This window comes from Marinomonas foliarum (assembly GCF_016906065.1).
Taxonomy (GTDB): Bacteria; Pseudomonadota; Gammaproteobacteria; order Pseudomonadales; family Marinomonadaceae; genus Marinomonas; species Marinomonas foliarum.
Genome location: NZ_CP070273.1, coordinates 3263540 through 3280924 on the forward strand (window position 1 = coordinate 3263540; position 17385 = coordinate 3280924).

The 17385-nt window shown below is 36.7% G+C and carries 10 protein-coding genes and 1 pseudogene; 8 read left to right on the top strand and 3 right to left on the bottom strand.

The window, feature by feature from the left end; all coding sequences use genetic code 11:
* Nucleotides 1–3: 3 nt before the first annotated feature.
* Genes JSY38_RS15190 through JSY38_RS15200 form a run of 3 tightly spaced genes read right to left on the bottom strand, consistent with a single transcriptional unit; the run spans nucleotide 4 to nucleotide 5589 of the window.
* A complete protein-coding gene (locus JSY38_RS15190) occupies nucleotides 4–2571 on the bottom strand; it encodes a site-specific integrase (protein ID WP_205113941.1) in 2568 nt (855 codons plus the stop codon).
* The gene (locus JSY38_RS15195) at nucleotides 2558–4642 is read right to left on the bottom strand and encodes a hypothetical protein (RefSeq protein WP_205113943.1); all 2085 of its coding nucleotides are present in this window, start codon (nucleotides 4640–4642) and stop codon (nucleotides 2558–2560) included. Before JSY38_RS15195 ends, JSY38_RS15190 begins: the two co-directional genes overlap by 14 nt.
* Nucleotides 4639–5589, bottom strand: coding sequence for a hypothetical protein (locus JSY38_RS15200; protein ID WP_072841228.1), 951 nt, complete (start codon nucleotides 5587–5589; stop codon nucleotides 4639–4641). The genes JSY38_RS15195 and JSY38_RS15200 overlap by 4 nt, the downstream gene beginning before the upstream one ends.
* Nucleotides 5590–6058: 469 nt before the next feature.
* Here JSY38_RS15200 and JSY38_RS15205 point away from each other — a divergent pair, with 469 nt between their 5' ends.
* The 8 genes and pseudogenes from JSY38_RS15205 (at nucleotide 6059) to JSY38_RS15240 (ending at nucleotide 17306) form a co-directional block, all read left to right on the top strand.
* The gene (locus JSY38_RS15205) at nucleotides 6059–7003 is read left to right on the top strand and encodes an IS1595 family transposase (protein WP_114413815.1); all 945 of its coding nucleotides are present in this window, start codon (nucleotides 6059–6061) and stop codon (nucleotides 7001–7003) included.
* Nucleotides 7004–7119: 116 nt separating this feature from the next.
* A pseudogene (locus tag JSY38_RS15210) lies at nucleotides 7120–7765 on the top strand (IS5 family transposase); the annotation flags it as partial.
* A gap of 342 nt (nucleotides 7766–8107) precedes the next feature.
* Nucleotides 8108–9364, top strand: coding sequence for a cytosine permease (gene codB, locus JSY38_RS15215; protein ID WP_205113945.1), 1257 nt, complete (start codon nucleotides 8108–8110; stop codon nucleotides 9362–9364).
* A 3-nt stretch (nucleotides 9365–9367) separates the two neighbouring features.
* Nucleotides 9368–10519 (top strand): PucR family transcriptional regulator, encoded by a 1152-nt coding sequence (locus JSY38_RS15220; protein ID WP_205113947.1) that lies wholly within the window; start codon nucleotides 9368–9370, stop codon nucleotides 10517–10519.
* A gap of 39 nt (nucleotides 10520–10558) precedes the next feature.
* Nucleotides 10559–11809 (top strand): cytosine deaminase, encoded by a 1251-nt coding sequence (gene codA, locus JSY38_RS15225; protein ID WP_205113949.1) that lies wholly within the window; start codon nucleotides 10559–10561, stop codon nucleotides 11807–11809.
* A gap of 840 nt (nucleotides 11810–12649) precedes the next feature.
* Entirely contained in the window at nucleotides 12650–13339 is a 690-nt protein-coding gene (locus tag JSY38_RS15230; protein ID WP_205113952.1) for an isochorismatase family protein, read from the top strand.
* A gap of 90 nt (nucleotides 13340–13429) precedes the next feature.
* Nucleotides 13430–15529, top strand: a complete 2100-nt coding sequence (locus JSY38_RS15235; RefSeq protein WP_205113954.1) for a hydantoinase/oxoprolinase family protein — start codon at nucleotides 13430–13432, stop codon at nucleotides 15527–15529.
* A gap of 13 nt (nucleotides 15530–15542) precedes the next feature.
* Nucleotides 15543–17306 carry a hydantoinase B/oxoprolinase family protein gene (locus JSY38_RS15240; RefSeq protein WP_205113955.1) on the top strand — a complete coding sequence of 588 codons (1764 nt, stop codon included), beginning with the start codon at nucleotides 15543–15545 and terminating at the stop codon, nucleotides 17304–17306.
* Nucleotides 17307–17385 lie beyond the last annotated feature (79 nt).

A 17385-nucleotide genomic window follows, 5' to 3' on the forward strand; every position in this document is an offset into this window, starting at 1 on the left:
CCATCAGGTTTCTTTAGATTGAAAGAACTCCAATACCCCAACTAAACTTTTTTCTTTTATTTGAGAAATCGTTGTTCTGGACTTCATTTTAGGAATATTGGCTTGAATGAAACCAGTACTCACCGGCAAATTTTCCCATCCACGTTGCGCCATATATTTCTTCTGGGCATGGTTATAGACAACAAAATAAGAATGGCAATAGACTGCGAAAAAAGTGTCGACAAATCGATGTCCCATCGATTTCATGAGATGGACCATGTCCGTCTCTTTTGAATGGTTGACCACGCTTCCATGACGATAAATATGACGCTGTAACGCTAAGGCTTCATTAGAGTAGAACCATTCATTTCGATCCCTTAACTCATTAATGACACCAGGGTAGCGCATAGCATACCAACGTAAGAACATATGTGTGGCATAGCTGTGCCTAAGAAGGTACAAGTCCGCTCCTTCTCCTAAGATTAGCTTCATCTCTTCGCGAGCAATTCTTGTGACCTTTTCAGCATTGCTAAAAAGTGGAAATGTCCTTAAAAACTGTGCCTGCTCATCGCTAACTTCAGCAATTGCCAATAGTCTTTTCCTTGCTTCACTTGGTTTCCTGTCTTTGCCAAATGCTCTGGTCATCTTTAGTTTGCTGAATAGATTTAAGCGCTGAGAAATATATTCGAAGATCTCTAAACAAACCTCTGGTGGCGCTATTAGATGCACTGGAATGGTACGTCTTGATGCCGGTGTTTTAAACCGGCGGACTCTGATTAGTATTTCTTCCTCGCTGTGTGCTGAGATGTCGCCCAGCGTTAGCCGCGCTAACTCCCCAGGGCGAAGACCCGCATAAAAGAGGATTTTAAAAATTATAGTCGACACAGTGACATCAGACTGAACACTGTGATGACGTTTAAATGCGTCTATAAAAAGATTGAATTCTTGCTGTCCGAGGACTTGATTGCGGTTAGTGGTAGTTATTTGTCCGCTTCTTGAGACTGGGAAATGAACATCGTTCCAGATATCCAGATTTCTTCTACTAAAACCTAATAACGTTGAAAATTGAGATAGTCGATTTTTGTTAGTTGCTGAAGCTAAATCTGGGTTTAATAAAACCTCATGTATAAATAAGCTTGCATCTTCTTCATCCCAGTCTTCGATATTGTAAGCTGGCTCATAGTCAAATAGGCTTTTTGAAAAGAGACTGATGATTTTTGATAAAGCTGTATTTACCTTGTTCTTTCTAACAACTAACTCGTTATAAGCAAATGCAAACATCAATGAAATCGCGCAATAATTTCTAGGGCCATCACCAGAGATGAGTAAGATTTCAGCAACGGCAGGAAGTGTCTTTGGGCGTGTTTCACTAAGAGCCACTTGTATTCTATCAAGAGTTGAGTAAACCAAATCACTAACGTAGCGTTTATTGCATTTTGTTCTATTAAATATTCTCTCGATTAAGCCGTCCATTTTAGAGGTAGATAAATTGTACAACGGTTTAGCAAATTCTATTTCACTACTTTTTTTCTTATTTTGAATTTGTATTTTAATCCAATACTTAACATAGCCAAATAAATAGTAAGCCAATTCTTGCCAAGCGAGGAAACGTCTTTGTTTCTCGTCATCATCTAAATCTTCTGCGGACAAGCTTGCTACATTTTTGTCATTTTCTCGTTGATAAGACGTTTTTTCACTTGGTCCCAAAGTACGTTTGTTGCGTTTTCTATTGTATATTTTGTTAGATGGTAGTCCTATTATTGAACCATCCATATCGGCCCATGTTGGTGCTATTGGTAAGCTTATTCCGGATAAACGGCTATAGATAATGGGTTCTGTACCAAAAATACAAAACAGACTCGCTGTAGCTTGATAAAAAGTTTTCAGTTTGATTTTTTGAGTTATTTTCACCTTAGTAGGTGCTGTTAATAATCTTGGAATTGTATGCTTAGCTAGTTTGTGATGTTTAGGTGGCACGTAATTACGAGCATGGAGACACACACAGATAAAACGTGCTGTATTTGATGCGGTAATCGGTAAACATTTATCTGCTCTAGTTGACTCTCCTGACGGAACCAGTATTGAGCACTCAAATGGACTTTTTAGGAGCTCCTGTATGAATGATTCAGCTCTGTTCAGTGGTAGTCCTGTCGTTACACCAACTTCAATGAGTAAACGAACATATAGCTCATCACTATCAATAAGCACTTTTGATTTCAGAATTTTAGGCGTCTGATTAGTGATTGTTTTAATAGCTGCTCTAAGTTGTGCCTCGTCAGAGTTGGGCGATATAACGGTCGGTCGAATGGTTTTTGGGGAGCGATCATAAGATATAGTTGATGTGATAATTCCCTCTAATTTTGCAATGACATCATTAATAAACTTGAGCTGTTTTCTAGTAATTTTAGATTCGCTAGATATTTCGTAATACTCCGAAAATTTTGAAATAATTTCTGATAATGAATCATTATCAATGTTCATTTCATCATTCGCAGAATCGAGAATGATTTCAGCAACTCTTGCACTTTCAATATCTTTAAATTTTATTTTCTCTAGGTCTGGCCATTTATTCAGGAAATCAATCGAAATCATAGGTCAGCTCCTGCAACGAAAATTCTTGAATTAGAGTGTTGTAGTATTCAGATATGTCAGTGTGAATCGAAACGATGTTTGATGAAGACGCAGGAGAAGAATAGTAAAATCCATCCACATTGTGACCAAGTAGTGCTCGAGATGTAATAGCCTTGAATTTCAGTGCATTGCCTGAAAAATGTCTTAATGTATTGTTTGATGGACGTATTTCTTCAAGATTAAATGTTTTCAGAATCTCTAATATCTGTCTGTGAGGTGCTGATTTGATTTGATCATATACTTCGTCATTAAGAATATGAATTATGATTAAGTCATTTTTTGAAATATCTTCATCCGTAAAATTTAAGTGTTTATACAATGAAAATCTTACATTAGAAAGTATATCTTTTTGTTTTAAATATAAATCAGGTATGGGCAGCGCTTTATATTCTTCATAGTTGACAGAGTTTTTATCTTTTCTAATGAAAAAATCAGAAAATGTAGAAATGGATTTTTCGCCATTAGGGCGATTGGAGAAAAATAATAACTCTAAAAAATATGTATGTATTTCAATTAAATTGACTAGATCAACTCTTAGTTGATTCGACCTAGAAAGTGAAAATAATGCCTTTTTACTTTCAAAAATGACGCTTATATCTCTGAAGAAATCGGCTATTGAGCTCTGTGGTAAACGATTAGATCCAAGAGATTGATTTGCCAATGTAGAATCCCACTGCAGCTTTGAGAGTAGCCCTGGTACTTCCAAATGATTGGATAAAACATCAAATCGCTTTTGATATAAGTCTCCAATGTTCTCATTGGTCAGTGCAACGTACGAGAACGGCGCGCTCATGGAGAAACCGATTTTGGCTCTGAGGTAATGAACCCTCATGTCATCGACATGAGGTGTTAATAGTCGATTAGAATTTGATGCGATACGGTCAAAATGCAGAGAGTTACCGCCATTAAACTCCGAAAATTGCCTAGTTAAATAAGAAAATTTGTTAGCAATTTTATCGACTAGCTTTTTTATCGATAATGTCGGTTCATCTAAATGCAGAAGACTCGCTGGCGATATTTTCAATTCGATTTCTGAACATAGGTCCGAATCTGTTGGTGTATTTGAGATAGAAACAGTTAGTGATTTCTTGTTAGTACTAAAACGTATTGCAGAAAGTGCTTTTTTTAGTGTCATGCCCGTCAAAAAGCAAAGTATTAAAAGACTATTTAATTCAGATTTTTTTTCATCGACGAATGCAATAAATCCCACAACAGATTGTAGTGATAATGATGAATAATCAAATACGGACTCAATTTCTTTATTTGCAGTGGTCCAAGATTTCTTCTTTACGAGAAATATTTTCGGTATATAATTATCAGAATCTTGTGATTTTATATCTTGATCTTGATCTTTTTTTTTGCTAGATTTCTTCTTAATTTTTAGTTCTATAGGTTTGTTAGGTTCGTCTTTTTTTGATTCGGGAAGATAGTTAAACCCTCCCCAAAATGAAAATTCTCGAAAATATTCTGTGTTATTAATATAACTATGATATCTAGATATTTCGAAGTCACTTGGTTTTTTTAAAAATGAGACTTTTTCAATGTTACTCATTTTTTTTATTGTCTTTAATCTGCTAATCTCGCGAACAGCCAAAATAAGTTTATATATCTTTGTGTCATTTTCATAATAGTCAACTGTTTTAAGTTGAGTGTAGCAGTCAGAAACAAAAGTAGATATTAGTTCTGATAAATACTCAGATCCGGCTTTTTTATCTCTTCTGTAAACATCATAAACACCAAAATATACTGGATAGTCGACACCTATGTTGAATGACACTTCAGTTGTCTTTTTATACTTTATGTTTTTAAAAATAAATAGAATAGCTTCTATTTCATCCATTTCTAATAAAAAATCCGAATGATAATTTAGCTTAATGATATGTAAAATGGATCTTTGACGTTGTATTGATGGCGGGACTGTTAACAGTGTTAAAAACTTTTTAAGTAATGCTTCGTTGTCTTTCCAAATCCCCAACTCATCCCAGAAATTTATTGTCCATCCTAGTGACTTTGTGAAATTACTTTCGCTCATATGATTTCTTTATTTTTTAAAATTTTCTCAGATAAGAAGTCAACAATTTTTTTAGTTATTTTTTTGTCTGATAATGAATTTTTTATAAAATCATAATTTTCTGAATTGTCTTCTTGATGTCTATTTCTCACCGATTCAATCTTTTTTATCTCAAATATTAGTTCAACTAAACTTAAGTTCGAATTAATTTTTTTATTTATCATAGAAATTAGTTCTCTAAGCTCTTCTAATGTCTGAGTGTTTAGATTATTGTTCTTTTTTAGATAATCTATAGTTAAAAATATATCATTCAATCCCGTTATTCTTGACTCGTAGATTGAATGAATGATTGATAATAAATTAATTTCTAGCTTGTTTGTGTGTTTTTTGTTTAGAAAACCATCTAGCTCCGACGTTAAAAATTGAAAAGAAAGATCATCGAAATTTACTATTCCATTAACGTAAAAAAATTTTAAGCAGAGATTAAAATGAATTTCTTTATTCATTTGAGAAAGTTTTTGTGATGCTATCTCATTATCGCAAAATATTTTGTTAATGAATCCAAGTTGTCGCATTTTTTTTGGACATAGTATTTTTAATGCGGTGTTTTCTGATGTGATTTCTTCAATAATAGATTTGAATTTATTTTTTCTCGGTAGATATTTCAGTGTTTTCAATTTATAAAAATCTTGTATTTCTTGAATTGATCGGTTCGTTTGATTGATTACTAAAGCGAGTGTTCTATAGTTTTTATTAGTTTTTTTAAGTGCTTTCTTTAGTTCATAGTCGCAATCATTAACTAATAAAAACTCATGTTCTTTTTTGAAAATTATTGGGTAGTGTTCCAGGAAAAAATCTGAATTTTCTGCTTTGTTTTTTGATAGTCGATTATAGAAAATACCAATATTCATCATCTCAATTACAAAAAATGTCTCTGATAAGAACAATGTTTCGTCACTATAATTCATTAATAACTCTACTTTTATTATGTCTTTATAAGAATGATATTTAAAAACATATACCATAAAAAATTGAATGTCTAGTCTTTTTTTAAAACTAATTTAAGAGTTGACCTCGCTATATTGTTGTTAATTTATAAATAAACTAAAAAGATAATTTAGTTTATTTAAGTAGTTAATTTATATATAAACTAAAAAGATGGTTTGGATTATTTTAGTAGTTAATTTATATGTAAACTAAAAAGATGGTTTGGATTATTTTAGTAGTTAATTTATATGTAAACTAACTTATAATTTTTTAAAAAGTATAAGTTGTATATAATAGTTTATATTTAAATTAAATATTTTCTCGTCTGCTCATAATCAAATTAAAAAAATCACACTTACAAAAATTAACTTTGTTTTTGATGCTGCTTAAAACTAAACTGTATATCCATAAGGGCTATCCATTTAGAGCAACCAATGTCAATATATAGTGATGAACAAAAAATCTTCTTCACTCAAAGCGGGTATTGATTACCCTAAAAATTGGGGTCAATTTGTTGACTGGTTTCACGATGAGCAAGCTTGTCGTGATTATCTACACACGCTTCGTTGGCCTAATGGTTTCATATGCCCGAATTGTTTAGCAAATAATGTGCCCTATACTCTTCCCAAAAATAAACTTAAATGCGTTCAGTGTCGGAAACAAACTTCTGTCACAGCAGGTACTATTTTTGATAAAACCAGAACGCCTCTTAAGGATTGGTTTGCTGCGATTTGGTATCTCACCAATCAAAAAAATGGAGTGAGTGCGCTTGGCATACAGAGTTTGCTCGGGCTTGGCAGTTATCAAACGGCTTGGGCGATATTGCATAGATTACGTTACGCAATGATCAACCCTGAAAGAGATAAATTATCTGGACTTGTTGAGGTAGACGAAACCTTTGTTGGTGGTGTAGTCGATACAAATCAACAAGATAAGAAGAAATTTGTTGTGTTAATTGCAATAGAGTTAATAGAACCAAAAGGGTTTGGTCGCATTAGATTACGACAGGTCGACAAAGCGACAAAAAACAACATTGAGCAATTCATAAAAGATGTTATTGAGCCGAATAGTCAAATTCACACAGACGGATCGGCGGCTTATGGTTCCGTTGATAACATGGGATATTCAAGAAAAAAGACCGTACATCTTGGTTCAAATATACCAGCCCACGAAACCATGCCAGGCGTACACCGTGTGGCTTCTTTACTGAAACGCTGGTTGTTGGGAACCTATCAAGGTGCAGTTCAATCTAAACAGCTCGATTACTATTTGGATGAATATACCTTTAGATTTAATAGAAGAAAATCTCGGTCTAGAGGGCTATTGTTTTATCGATTACTTGAACAATCAGTCACAACAAAACCCCTAACCTATAAGGGCATTAAAACCAGATAAACACTAGATGTAGTGTCTGGTTGCTCTAAATGGATAGCCCTTATGTATATACAGTATAATTTCATACTTACTCAAATATCAATGATTTTAGAACTACTGCTTTTCGAGCCTGTGGCAATAAGCTCTCCCGTCACCTGCTCAATGAAGCCAACAAGTGCTTGTCCAGCGCTGGAGCTTATCTAAAAGAAGGCACGATTGTCGACGCGACTATTATCGAGGCGGCCAGTTCGACCAAGAATAAAGCGAAAGCACACGATCCAGAGATGCACCAGACTCAAAAAGGAAACAATGGTTCTTCGGTTTAAAAGCTCATATTGGTGTAGACGCGAGAACAGGCCTGACGCACAGTTTAAGTACAACAGCCGTCAACGTACATGACATCACAGAGACAGAAAATCTGCTTCATGGTGAGGAACGCTTTATCTCGGCGGATTTAGGTTATCGAGGTGCACAAAAACGAGAGGAATTAAAAGACATCGAGGCGGATTGCTGATTGCCGCTACTTATAAAAAGAAAGGGCCAAGAAAGGTGCGCCTTCTCAAGAAGCCCACGATAACAAATAAGCAACCTATCCGAACGGAATACATAAAAGCCAGTATCAGGGAAAAAGTAGAGCACCCGTTTCGGATCATAAAGCGTCAGTTTGGTTTTAGGAAAATCGTCTATCGCGGCTTAGAGAAAAATGATAACAAACTGGCGATGATGTTTGCCTTATCTAATGTATTTAGAGTTGACCAGATGATACGGGCAGCGAGGGGTTAATCCGTTTAAAAGCCCTTCAACAAGGTTGAAGGTCTAAAAGTAATGAAGTGGGTGACATTTTTATTAGCCGAGTTAGAAACACTGGCTACTGTTCAACTTCTTAATCCTAGTTTCCTTGGCTGCATCTGCACCAAATTAGTAATTTATGTACGCTGATAGTGCATTGGGATGTAATAAAAAATGATTGTAACAAGCAATAAATTTTAAGGTGTGCAAGTGGTACATTTTAGTGGCTACTAAATGACTTTTTTGTCAGATAATATTTTAATTTTAGGCGAGTAACTTTTTGGCATAAGCATTGCTATTTACTAGTTTTAAACCTTTAAAATATGGAAAATAATTATGAGTCAACCTAGTGATTACCCATTGAGCGCTGTACCAGTTGACCAGCGTAAAGGGATGTGGTCCATGATGTCTGTGCTTCTAGGCTTTACATTTTTTACTTCAACTATGTGGGCAGGAGGAACAATTGGTAGTGCATTTTCATTTTACGAACTACTTGGGGTCATTTTTATTGGCAATCTTCTTCTTGGTAGTTACGCGGCAGGTTTGGCCTATATCGCATGTAAAACAGGGTTAAATACAGTGTTATTAGGTCGCTACTGCTTTGGACTTAACGGCAGTAAGTTATCTGACTTTATATTAGGTTTCACGCAAATTGGCTGGTATGCATGGGGCACAGCGACCATTGCGATTATTATAGTAAAGTTACTAGAGCTGCCTGAAACATGGTTGACACCATTAATGATCTTTTTTGGCTTTGGTTTTTGTATCAGTGCTTCCATTGGTTACAAAGCGCTTGAGCTCCTCTCAAAAATATCAGTGCCTGTAATGTTATTCTTTATTGGGCTAAGCTTTTATAAAGGCATCATCGATGTGGGTGGTATTGCCGAATTTGTTGCCATAAATCCTACCGAAAGTATGCCTATTGCAGCAGCTATTACCATGGTTTTTGGCACTTTTGTTAGTGGTGGTACACAAGCTACTAACTGGAGCCGTTTTGCTAAAACAGGCAAGATTGCGGTTATTTCTACTCTAGCTGCATTTTTTGTAGGGAACGGTTTGATGGTATTTGTCGGTGCGTTTGGTGCATCTATTTATCAACAGGCTGATATCGTTGACGTATTGGTTTCTCAAGGGTTTATGCTGATTGCTATCCTTATGTTGTTCAGTAACATTTGGACTACACAAGATAATACTATTTATAATTTCGCAGCAGCGGGATGTAATTTATTAAGAACGGACAAACGTCGTATTGTGACGTTTTTTGGCGCTGCCTTAGGCACGGCTTTAGCGGTCATGGGAATGTACAACATGTTGATTCCGTTCTTGATTTTACTAGGAACGTTTATTCCACCAATTGGTGCCATTATTATGGCCGATTTCTGGGTGAAGTATAAAGGTAATATGCCCAGTTTAGACACTGTCAAGTTGCCAAAATATAATATGACTGGGTTGTCTGCTTACGTGATCGGCTCTGGTTGTGCCTACTTCTCACCATGGGTTGCACCACTTGTTGGTATTGTTGTCTCTGTTGTTGCCTATACCGTGTTGTTACGCTTTACGTCGGAAACAAAACTACAAGCTCAGGGCGCTTAGTTAATGATTTCAATTGAATCGTTAAACCAAATCAATGGTTTAGAAACACTGCAATTAAGGGCTGGCAAGCAAGGAGAGCGGAATGCTATACGCTGGCCCTATATTGCTGAAAGTACTGCTATTGAAGAGTGGACAAAAGGGGGAGAGCTAATCTTTGTTACTGGATTAAACTGGAATTGGAGCACGGCTGACTTTATCTGCTTAATTCAAAAAGCACAGCAACAATGCGCGAGCGGGATCGTCCTTTTGACACAATCGCCTTATTTAGAAAGTATTCCAAACGAAGTTTTAACTTTTGCCAATGAGCAAGGTTTTCCTCTAATCGAGCAGCCATACTCATTACCAATGGTCAATGTTACTGAACGGCTTTCTAACGCAATTATCATGGATGACCTTAATAACAAATCAAATCGCTGGTTTTTACAGCATCTAGCAGATACCCCTCATCTCTCTGAGATTGACTTGCTTAAAGCTAAGGAATTAGGAATTGCCCCTTGCCAGTCGTTATCAGTTGCATTTATTAATTTAAATAACATCGGTAATGAGGGTCTTATTAAAGTTCAATACTTACTTCGACAATTTATGGCGAATGAAGGTGTTGAATTCCCAGTCTGTGAATTTCATCAGGGCTGGTTAGCTGTAATGCCGATGACACAGTCATGTTCTGAAAAAATTGAAAAGATATGGAATAGCCTATATCAAATACTATCGAAACAAGGGTTTGATTGTAGCATTGGAATCAGTGACGCTCACGATATCAAAGGAATGTACAATACGGTTTCTCAAGCTAAGCAAAGTGCAGATTTTGCTCGTGCTAACCATAAAAAACAGGTCGTACACTACAACACCTTAGGAATCAGTCAGCTATTTACTCATATAAATAGCAGTCATATTCTTGAATCTTTTTGTCATCAGTATCTTGGCGATATGTTTAATAAAAATGATGCACAAACGATTACACTCAAAGCAACATTGCAATGTTATTTTGACAATCTATGTTCAATACGTAAAACCGCAACGGCATTAAATATACACCGTAACACCTTGTCTAAACGATTGGACGCAATTGAACAGATCAGTGGATCGAATTTAGATAATGCACAGCAAAGATTAAGTATACAGATAGCGCAGTTGGCTGAGCGATTTATTAGATAATGTATTTAATATTAGAAAAACGATTGATTAGGGAAAAAAATGATTATTAACAACGCAAAACTTCGTGGTAAACAGGGCATCTATACTATTACCTGTAAGGGCGGTCTTTTCCAGAGTATTGAGGAGCAAACAAATCCAATATTGGTGTCGGAAGAAAACATTGATGCAAAAATGAACTTATTATCTGCTCCCTTTGTAGAGCCACATATTCATCTCGATGCTGTTTTAACAGCCGGTGAGCCAAATTGGAATATGAGTGGTACCTTGTTTGAAGGCATTGAACGTTGGGCCGAGCGTAAACCAATGCTAAATACTAAAGATGTCGAACAGCGAGTATTAAAAACAGTTCAGTTGCTCATTGAAAATGGCATTCAACATGTGCGTACACACGTAGATGTAACGGATCCTGATCTTATTGCTCTAAAAGCGATTGTGGGCTTGAAAGAAAAGCTATCAAAATACATTGATTTACAGATCGTCGCTTTTCCTCAGGAAGGAATATTATCTTTTCCAAATGGTAAGGTTCTAATCGAAAGAGCGCTTGAGGAAGGGGCGGATGTCATCGGAGGGATCCCTCATTTTGAATACACCAGAGAGTATGGTGTTGAATCAATGCATTGGGTGATGGACCTTGCTGAAAAACATAATAAGCTCGTTGATGTGCATTGTGATGAGATTGATGATGGAGCATCGAGATTCTTAGAGGTGCTGGCAACTATTGCATTAGAAAAAGGTATGGGTAAACGAGTGACAGCAAGTCATACAGTGGCGATGCACTCTTACAACAATGCCTATTGTTACAAATTATTTAGATTACTGAAAAAATCAAAAATCAACTTTATTGCCTGCCCTACAGAAAGTACTCATTTACAAGGCCGCTTTGACGGTTACCCTAAAATTCGTGGCATTACTCGTGTTAAAGAGATCAAAGATGCCGGCATGAATATCTGCTTTGCACAAGATTCAATACAAGACCCTTGGTATACACTGGGCAATGGTAAGCTCCTACGAGTCTTAGATTCTGGTATTCATGCTTGCCATATGATGGGCTATGAAGACCTAGAGACAGCATTAGACTTAATTACAGATAATGGCGCAAAGACCCTTAATATTTACGAAAATTATGGTATTGAAGTAGGAAAACCAGCTAACTTCATTATTCTAGAAGGGGGAGATGACCTGGAAGTGCTAAGAAAACAAGGGGAAGTCCTATATTCTGTAAGGGCTGGAGAAATACTAATTTCTAGGCAGCCAGCTACCTTAACACAAACAGTAAATCTGGCTGAATAACAGAGTATGCTAATAAAAGTATAAAGTCAGTTAAGAGCAACTGAATTTCGCGACAGGGTTGCTCTGTATCTTTTTTTAAACATGAAAGTTCTTAGATCATTTTGCTTCTGAGCACTATCATGTTTTTCCCTTTTAGTTTGGTCGAGGTATTAAGAGGAGTAGCCTCTTAGCGAATGGTTAACAGAAATACGTATCAGAGGTTCTCATTAGATATATACTTTTAACCTTCGCGCCTGCCAATGACTACATCAATTCACATTTTCCTAAAGCGATATCTTTAATACGAAAGGCCTATATTAACACGAACTAATAGGTTACGAGCCTCCATGCATCACTATATATAAGCGTTTGATAACTCATGGATATAGCTCTATATCTGCAATTTACAGATAGTTTTCGAAGATACGTTGTTACAGATTCTTATAGGATAGACCGTCTAGCTCACGTAACTTTAAGTCTTTTATTCTATTGTAAAAATATCTAATTTTTCAGAAATTAAATATGTGATTAATCGATACTTATGAAATATTGTGATTTCAAGGTTCAAATTAGATATTTTATAAGTTGGAGTTAATGAATTTAAACTTTATTTACGCACAAGTTAGGAGCATAAAATACAGTTTTAGCCTCTAAGTCAGTCTTTGAGTGGCCCCATTTTGGTGAAATCTATTGATTCTTTTATGGTATTAATTGATTACTAATTAATACTTGTTGGATATCAATTTGATGGATATATTAATTTCCAAGGTACGAAATAAACGTACCTCAGAAAAACATGCAATTGAATTTTTATAGCAAAAATCGGCATGCTTTTACTTATTATTAATTTGGAGAATTATTATGTCAGATAACACTAAGCTAGAAGAATCTTTAAAAGCTGCTTTTGAAGAAGCTACAAAACTTTATCAAAACAATGGTTTTCAACGTCGTGTTGGTTTTGGTAAACGCCCAGCTCTTATTAATGTAGATTTAGCAAATGCTTGGACTCGACCTGGTAATCCTTTTTCTTGCGACAAAATGGATGATCAAATTATCCCTGGCGTTCAAGAGCTATTAAAAGCGTTCCGTGAAAAAAACCTTCCTGTTGTGCATGTTACCACTTGCTATCAAGTAACGGATCGTGAAGATCCAAATACAGACATGGGCTTATGGCATGACAAAATTCCAGTAGAAGTTGTTAATGAGTACGAAAACAAAGATCTATGGGCTATCGATTCACGAATTGCTCCGATCGAAGGCGAGCAAGTGTTGATCAAAAAACGTGCTAGCTCATTCCAAGGAACCTATTTGTCAGGTTTTTTAAAGGCTGCTGGGGTAGATACTATTATTGTCACAGGCGTTACAGCATCAGCTTGTGTAAGAACCACTATATGTGACGGTCTTGCTGATGGTTTCCGTACAATTGCTGTAAAAGAATGTATCGGAGATCGAATTCCTGGTGCAGTGGAGTGGAATTTGTTTGATATCGATGCCAAATTTGGTGATGTTGAAACTGTTGAAACTTGTGTTGATTATCTTAATAAACTTTAACTACTAAAGTTAATTCATTTAGTCGATAAACAGAATTAGGGAGGGCCAAGGAGGGCTCTCTTAATTGACCAACATATAAAAGGTAAAATTATGATTAAAATAGGAGTCGATGTCGGTGGCACATTTACCGACTTAATTTTAGAAAAGGGTAACGAGCCTGATAGTTCTAATAAAGAAGTTTTTGTCCACAAAGTATCGAGTACTCCTAGTGACCAATCAATTGGTGTGTTGAAGGGTATAAAAGAAATTTGTAATAAAGCTTCAGTTAAACCTTCTGAAGTTGATCTTATTGTTCATGGGACCACAGTTGCAACAAATATTACTCTTGAGCATAACGGTGCTGAAGTAGGAATGATAACAACTAAAGGTTTTCGCGATATTCTACACATTGGTCGACATAAACGCCCCCACAACTTTTCATTACAATTCGATGTTCCATGGCAGTCAACGCCTTTAGTTAAACGTCGTAATCGTATTTCTGTAAGTGAGCGAGTTTTACCGCCTACGGGTAAAGTTGAAATATCTTTAAACGAAGATGAAGTTCGTGAAGCCGCAGAATTACTTAAATCCCGTGGTATAAAATCTATTGTTATTTGTTTCCTATTTGCTTTCTTGAACGACAGTCATGAGAAACGTGCTAAAGAAATTATTTTAGATGTTATCCCCGATGCATATGTTTCAACTTCAAGTGAGGTTGCTAATGTTATGCGTGAGTATGAGCGTTTCTCTACTACAGCAATGAATGCATATGTTGGCCCTAAAGTCGCTTTGTATCTTAAAAACCTCGAAAGTAAATTTTCTAATGAAGGAATAAGTGCCAAGCTTCGTATTATGCAATCAAATGGTGGTGTTTCTACTGCTGAAGCCTGCTCTAAAGAAGCGGTTACTATTCTTATGTCTGGTTTGGCTGGGGGAATTATCGGTGGTCGTTATAGTGGTGGCTTGTCCGGTGTTAAAAATATTCTTACGGTAGACATAGGTGGCACATCTGCAGACTTAAGCACTATTCCGAATGGTGAAATTAAGATAATGAACCCACGTGATACCTATGTAGGTGAGTATCCCGTTTTAACTCCTATGATTGATATGATGACTCTAGGTGCTGGCGGCGGTTCAATTGCATATATTGATGAAGGTGGACACTTCAGAGTTGGGCCTCAATCTGCAGGGGCAGAGCCTGGTCCAGTTTGTTATGGAAACGGTGGTACACAGCCAACAGTCACTGATGCACAGGTTGTGCTTGGAAGATTAGACCCAGACCAATTTTTGGGTGGTGACTTAAAAATCGATTATGATTTAGCTTATAAAGCCATTAGAGAGAAAATCGCGGATCCTTTAGGGATCAACGTCATTGAGGCTGCCCTAGGCATTATTCGTATTATGAATTCGAATATGGCTTTAGCTATCCGAGCCAATTCTGTCGCGAAAGGCTATGACCCACGGGATTTCTCGCTCATGCCATTTGGTGGTGCTGGTCCCCTTAATGGTGTCGCACTAGCAAAAGAAATTTGTGCAAAAGAAGTTGTTGTACCACCGGCTCCAGGTATTACCGCTGCTATTGGTTTGCTTGCCACTGATATGCGATATGAATTCACAAGATCTGTCCCTACTGTTATAAGCACGGCTGAACAATCTGATTTCGATCGTATTAATAATGTAATAGAAACTCTAAAAGAACAATGCGCACATCGATTAATGTCTGATGGGGTCGAAGAATCTAAACATGAATATTCATATATTGCAGAATGTCGATATGAAGGCCAAGGGTTTGAATTACGTGCAGAGATTTCTAATGGTATTTTGAATAAAGATTCCTTAGTTGAAGTCGAAGAAAACTTTCATAAGCAGCATGAGCAAGATTATGGGTGGCGATTTGATGAGGTTGGTGTTCAGATAGTTACTATTCGTGTTATTGGTAGCGCTAAATCAGAGCCAGTACAGTGGCCGCGATTAAAAGAAGCTGAAACAGAGCAACCTAATCAGGCTGTAATGTATAGCCGAGACACCATATTTGATGATGGTGAGAAATATGACACACCTCGATATGATCGTAACAAGCTTTTATCAGGTCATAAATTACAAGGCCCTGCCATTATAATGCAACACAATTCAACCACTTTAATCCCTAAAGGCTATACGGCTGAAGTTCATTCATATGGAAACATTCATATATCTGAAACATTGACTTAAAGGAGTAATTAATATGACCGTTAAAAATATAGATCCAATTACACTACAAGTCATAAGTGGTGCACTTAATACAATCGCAGATGAAATGGCGCATGTACTTTACAGAATGTCTTTCTCTTCTATTATTAGAGAATCTCAAGATATCGGTGCAGGGCTTTTTGATACTCAGTTTAATACCTTGACTGAGTCCGAGGGTTCTCCTCTTCATATAGGTTCAATTCCAGGTTATTTGAGGGGAATTGACGAAACACTTCAAGGCGGAGTTTGGAATGAAGGCGATGTGGTGATTCATAATCACCCATACTTTGGTGCAAGTCATAGTCCAGATTTATGTATAGTAATTCCTATTTTTTATAAGGGAGTACTTGTAGGATTTTCTGCAAATACAGCACATCATGTTGATATTGGTGCAGCAACCCCAGGTTTAATTATAGATATCCCAGACGTGTTTGCCGAAGGAATGCTATTTGCCGGCATTAAACTTTTCGATGCAGGTGTCCGTAATGAAGGCATTTGGCAGTTCATTTCACACAATAGTCGAGTTTCTAAGCAGTTAAAAGATGATATTGATGCTCAAATTGCATCTGCAAGATTAGGGGTTAAACGATTTACTGAACTGCTAGATCGTTATGGTCAAGACACCGTATTAGACTCAGCTGCTGAATTAATTTCTTACACAGAAGGAGTTATGCGAAAGCGAATTTCTGAAATACCAGACGGCGAGTACTTTGCAGATGGATTTTTGGATGATGATGGCAAAAATCGTGAAGTACGTTTACCGATTAAAGTTTGTGTTCGTGTAAAAGGTGACAGTATTGAAGTAGATCTCACTGGATCAGCTGATCAAGTAGAAACTGCATTTAATGTACCTTTTGAAGGCTCTACTAAACCGGCATGCTACTGCGCTTTTAGAGCTATACTCATGGATACTTACACTGCTGAATATAAAATGCCACCAAATGAAGGGTCATTTAAACCTATTAATGTAATCGCACCAAAAGGCTCTATTTTTAACCCCACTTTTCCAGCCGCTGCTGAAGCCCGCTTTACACAGTGTAATAGGGTAATCGACTTAATTATTAAAGCATTGGCCCCTGTAATTCCTGAAAAAGTGACCGCTGGTAATTCTGCAAGTATCTCATTCGCTGCGTACTCAGGACTTAAGCCTAATGGTGATTATTGGGTGTTCCTCGAGGTAAATGAAGGAGCTTATGGTGGTCGACCATTTTCAGATGGCCCAGACTCAATAGATAATTTGATGGCAAATACTCGTAATAATCCAATCGAAGACCTAGGTATGAATTTACCAGTTATATGTGATCGATATGAATTACGTGATGATGTTATGCCTGGAGCTGGACTGCATAGAGGAGGAATTGGTGTTGTTAAGTCTCAACGATTACTATCCGAAGGCACACTTACTCATGAGAGTGAACGTCATTTTGATACGCCTTGGGGGGTTTTAGGTGGAACAGAAGGGGTTACTGGTAAGGCAGAAGTTTATCACTACGGTTCTGATACAGAAGCAACGGCAATTCCATCAAAAGTATCAAGCTTAAAACTATCTGCAAACCAAGGTATGACTTACTACTCTCCTTGTGGTGGGGGCTATGGAGATCCATTAAAGCGCAAACCAGAGCAAGTTTTTGAAGATGTATTAGATGAATTTATTTCCATTAAGCATGCTTTTGAGACTTATGGTGTCGTTATAACCCCTGATCACTCGCTAGACCTTGAAGCAACACTAACTCTAAGGGCTCAGTTAACAACTCAATAATCTTCTTATGAAAATGGGCTCGAGTTAAACCCGAGCCTTCCTTCTTTATTTTTTTGCATTGTATTTCCATAGGAGAATT

What these genes read in the sequence shown, in the direction of transcription:
- JSY38_RS15220 (WP_205113947.1), top strand. Translation starts at nt 9,368, where the DNA reads ATGATTTCAATTGAATCGTTAAACCAAATCAATGGTTTAGAAACACTG.
- JSY38_RS15195 (WP_205113943.1), bottom strand. Translation starts at nt 4,642, where the DNA reads ATGAGCGAAAGTAATTTCACAAAGTCACTAGGATGGACAATAAATTTC.
- JSY38_RS15230 (WP_205113952.1), top strand. Translation starts at nt 12,650, where the DNA reads ATGTCAGATAACACTAAGCTAGAAGAATCTTTAAAAGCTGCTTTTGAA.
- JSY38_RS15240 (WP_205113955.1), top strand. Translation starts at nt 15,543, where the DNA reads ATGACCGTTAAAAATATAGATCCAATTACACTACAAGTCATAAGTGGT.
- JSY38_RS15190 (WP_205113941.1), bottom strand. Translation starts at nt 2,571, where the DNA reads ATGATTTCGATTGATTTCCTGAATAAATGGCCAGACCTAGAGAAAATA.
- codB (WP_205113945.1), top strand. Translation starts at nt 8,108, where the DNA reads ATGAGTCAACCTAGTGATTACCCATTGAGCGCTGTACCAGTTGACCAG.
- JSY38_RS15235 (WP_205113954.1), top strand. Translation starts at nt 13,430, where the DNA reads ATGATTAAAATAGGAGTCGATGTCGGTGGCACATTTACCGACTTAATT.
- JSY38_RS15205 (WP_114413815.1), top strand. Translation starts at nt 6,059, where the DNA reads ATGAACAAAAAATCTTCTTCACTCAAAGCGGGTATTGATTACCCTAAA.
- JSY38_RS15200 (WP_072841228.1), bottom strand. Translation starts at nt 5,589, where the DNA reads ATGAATTATAGTGACGAAACATTGTTCTTATCAGAGACATTTTTTGTA.
- codA (WP_205113949.1), top strand. Translation starts at nt 10,559, where the DNA reads ATGATTATTAACAACGCAAAACTTCGTGGTAAACAGGGCATCTATACT.